Origin of the sequence: Natronomonas sp., assembly GCF_046710025.1 — an archaeon.
GTDB lineage: Archaea > Halobacteriota > Halobacteria > Halobacteriales > Haloarculaceae > Natronomonas.
This window is the reverse complement of sequence record NZ_JBKEGK010000244.1, coordinates 1-3699: the sequence shown is the minus strand read 5'-3', so window position 1 is coordinate 3699 and position 3699 is coordinate 1. Positions and strand designations below refer to the sequence as shown.

Annotated in this window: 3 protein-coding genes and 1 pseudogene; 1 reads left to right on the top strand and 3 read right to left on the bottom strand. The window is 61.9% G+C overall.

What is annotated here, in order from left to right; translation table 11 throughout:
- Both ACI944_RS13020 and ACI944_RS13015 read right to left on the bottom strand, forming a co-directional pair.
- Positions 1 to 327: pseudogene (locus tag ACI944_RS13020) on the bottom strand (hypothetical protein); the annotation flags it as partial.
- A 158-nt stretch (positions 328 to 485) separates the two neighbouring features.
- Positions 486 to 1031, bottom strand: coding sequence for a winged helix-turn-helix domain-containing protein (locus ACI944_RS13015; protein WP_411719461.1), 546 nt, complete (start codon positions 1029 to 1031; stop codon positions 486 to 488).
- A 461-nt stretch (positions 1032 to 1492) separates the two neighbouring features.
- On the opposite strand from ACI944_RS13015, the gene ACI944_RS13010 reads away from it, so the two are divergent.
- Entirely contained in the window at positions 1493 to 2275 is a 783-nt protein-coding gene (locus ACI944_RS13010; protein WP_411719460.1) for a 2-keto-4-pentenoate hydratase, read from the top strand.
- 428 nt (positions 2276 to 2703) lie between these two features.
- Here the strand turns inward: ACI944_RS13010 and purT are convergent.
- Positions 2704 to 3699 (bottom strand): formate-dependent phosphoribosylglycinamide formyltransferase (gene purT, locus ACI944_RS13005; RefSeq protein WP_411719459.1); only part of this gene is annotated, 996 nt, incomplete at its 5' end.

The following is a 3699-nucleotide window of genomic DNA, read 5'->3' as shown; positions in this document are numbered from 1 at the left end:
GTACGTGTACGCGTCGTTCGCGTCCTCCCGTTTCTGGTAGTGGAGCAACCCATCCACGTGCGGATTCGGTTCACAGTGGAACCCGCAGTCGAGCCCGTCCGGTTGGCTGTAATGGAGGGTGTAGTACGCACGAATCGGGGTTCGAATCCAAGTGTCGTTCGCGCGGTCGGATGCTTCGGGGCCGGGTGTCGGATCCGGGATCCACGTTACCCGGAGCGACGCCGTCTCTGTACCGCGACCGAACCACGACGGGTTGAGGGCGGCTCGTAGTTCCCGGTACTCGTCCGGCGGTTCCCCCTCGACGGATCGAACAGCGGGATGTCGCACCAACTCACCGCGTAACTCGCGTAAGATGCGGTGACGATCCCGCCCGGAATTCGCACCTCCATCGGAGCGAACACGTTCCCCACGGGAACCAGAACAAGGGTGGCTGGTTCGGTGACCGCCGGTGTCGGGTGAGTTCTCTGGCGTGTCCCGCTCGCCCGTCATACCGTGATCGACGACGGATCCGACGTCCAGGTGTCGTAGTTCTCGATGGCGTCCTGCACGAGCGAGAGCCGATATCGGGCGAGTTCCCAGTCGCTCGCAATCCGTACGAACTCGTACGCTTGCTCGGCGGAAACGTCGTCAGCAGTCGCCCGCTCGCGTAACACGTCAGGCGAGTGGACATCGTACTCCGTCTCCCAGGCCGCGATGTCGTTTTTCAAATCAGCGGCCTGTTCTGAGAGTTCCTGCTTTGTCGTCCCTCGGAGTAACTCTCGAACATCCCGAAGCCGGGTGTACAGTGGGTCCGGATAGTAGCGACGGGTCCCGTCCTTCTCGGTTGCCGTCACGACGCCAAGATCGATGAGCCGATGCAAGTGGTCCCGCGCCGTATTTGGAGAGACAGCAGCCTCCTCGGCTATCCATGGGGCGGGCTGTGGCTCAGAGAGCGTCATCGTGACTGACTTCACCCGATCGAACGCCGACGCGTGCTTCTTCCACGTCCCTACCCACTCGGGTTCGTCGTTGGACGCCTCTTCGGGTGACATACGCGATAGTACTCACTCGAACGTAATAGTTCTATTCCTCCGCAAATTATTGCGTACGGGTGGCTGCAAGTGAAGACAGAGAGATCGAAGATCTGCGAGGCGAACTCGAAGACCGTGTCGATGACCTCACAAGATCACGTACCGGATCACAGTTGCAGAACTGAATCGTCTCACCGATTGATGCTTAGTAGTAATAAAATACTTCAAATGCTGGGAGGCGGCATCCTGTCACCGGTCATTCTATCTTCTGTTATTAGCCCCTGATAAACTGAGAACGTGCCGAACGGTCTATGCAATCGGAACGACTCACGAGCGCGGCGACTCGGATCGCCACGTCTCTTCCGGGTCGGGGCCGCAGGTGGCTGTTCCGTGACCCCGGCTTGACTTCCAGCTGTACGGGGTGATCAGCGGTCGGCTCGTGGTAACCGAACCCGTAAGTGAAACCATCTCAAAAGGGGACCATGCCGATCGACTCCGAGCAACTCGCTGCGACGCTCCACCGAGCGTACGTCGATGCGGAACCCATTAACGCGGGGTCGCTGCCGTCAGCCCCGACCGTTGCGGATGGATACGCGGCTCAAGACGAGTTCGTTGAGAGCCGAACGTCCGACGAGGGGCCCGTCATCGGATACAAAGTCGGGTTCACGAACGAGGCCGTACAATCCAATCTCGGGGTCGACGAACCCGCGTACGGACGTGTTCTTGAGGACACGATCCGATGGAACCGTCGGTTCGAGGTCGACTCGTTGATCGAACCGCGCGTCGAACCGGAACTCGCGTTCGTCCTCGGCGAAGACCTAGATCCGTCGGCAGACCGCCTCGACGTCCTGTCGGCGACCCGGTTCGTCGTTCCCGTCATCGAGGTCGTCGACAGTCGAATCGGTGACTGGGACTTTACCGCGCCTGCGGCGATCGCCGACAACGCGCTCGCCGCTCGGCTACTCCTCGGTGATGGGACGCCCGTAACGACGACGGATTTCGCGCTCGAAGCCGTCGAGGTATTGATAAACGGGGACCACCGAGCGACGGGGACCGGAGCGGCGGTGCTCGGCCATCCCGCCGATGCAGTCGCGTGGCTCGCCGATGCGCTTGTCGACCGCGGCGACTCCCTCGAGACGGGCGATATCGTGACGACGGGCTCGCTTACCGAGCCGATCCCTGTGGATGCCGGCGATACGATCGCCGCTCGCTTCTCGTCGCTCGGAACGGTCATGGCGCAGGCGGCGTCAGCTCCCCACGACTGAATAGATCGTGACCGAGCGGTAACCGAAGGGGTTGGGCTTGACCTCTCATCTCCGTGTTCCGAGCGGGGCGAGTGGTTGAATTACCCCCGAATTAAACCCTTGCGGCAGTATCATACTCACGACTTAACCGCCCACACTACTGTGCAACCGATTCGAGTTTTTCGCTGGCGATTCAGTCCCCTCGAAACACCTGGTCCCCGGAGCCGCGCAGAACGTCTCAAACGAAATTACTGCTCGATTATGAGGCAGATGTATCGAGTCCGACGGGCCGTCCCCACTCCATACGGACACGCCGTGGTTCGCCCAACGCACCGAGCGAGGACATCCGACGAGCGTCTCGATCCGAAAGCCGGCATTTCCCGCTCGCAGGCGTATAGCCGTTATATTGAAGTTGGCTACCGACCACCCTTGACATTGAGTCGACCGAATCAGGCGTCGTCGACGACATCGATCTGACCAACAGCCGTGGTGGCGCGGTCCCGGGCAGTGTCAGTGTCGGCGCCGGTCGCCACGGCGACGCCCATCCGCCGACCAGCGTATGCCTCCGGTTTGCCGAACAGCCGCAGGTCGGTCTCGGGCGTCGAAAGGGCCTCATCGGCCCCGAGAAACCCAGGCTGGTCAAGAGACTCGGTAACGACTAACGCTGCGCTTGCGCCGGGGCGCTCGACGGTGACCTCGGGCACCGGAAGGCCGAGAATCGCGCGCAAATGAAGATCGAACTGGCTTAGCCGCTGAGTGCCCAACGTTACGAGGCCCGTATCGTGAGGTCGTGGCGAGAGCTCGCTGAACAACACCTCGCCGTCTTGGACGAAGAACTCAACCCCGAAGATGCCGTGCCCACCGAGTCCGTCGGTTACCTCGCGGGCCATTCGCTGTGCGGCCGACAGTTGCTCGTCAGTCAGTGGGTGTGGCTGCCAGCTCGTCCGGTAATCGCCGTCCTGCTGTGTGTGACCCACGGGGGGACAGAACGTCGTCCCGTCGTCGTGGCGCACGGTCAGTAGAGTGAACTCGGAGTCGAACCGCACAAGCTCCTCGATAATAATTCGACCAGTATCCGAGCGTGAACCCGCTCGGGCCGTCTCCCAGGCGGCGTCGACTTCCTCGGGATTGCGCACGACCGACTGCCCCTTCCCCGACGAGGACATCGTCGGCTTGACAACTACCGGTGTCCCGATGGTCGCGACCGCCTCGCGGTACGCCTCGTGGTTGTCGGCGAACGCGTACTCGCTAGTGGGAACGCCCACCTCCTCGGCGGCGAACTCACGGATCCACTCGCGGTCCATCGTCAGCCGCGTCGCACGGGCCGTCGGCACCACGTCGTAGTCATCCGCCTCCAGCCGTTCGAGTTCGTCAGTTGCGATAGCCTCGATCTCCGGGACGATGAGTGCGGGGTCCTCTTTGTCGACGATCCCGCGCACGGCTGT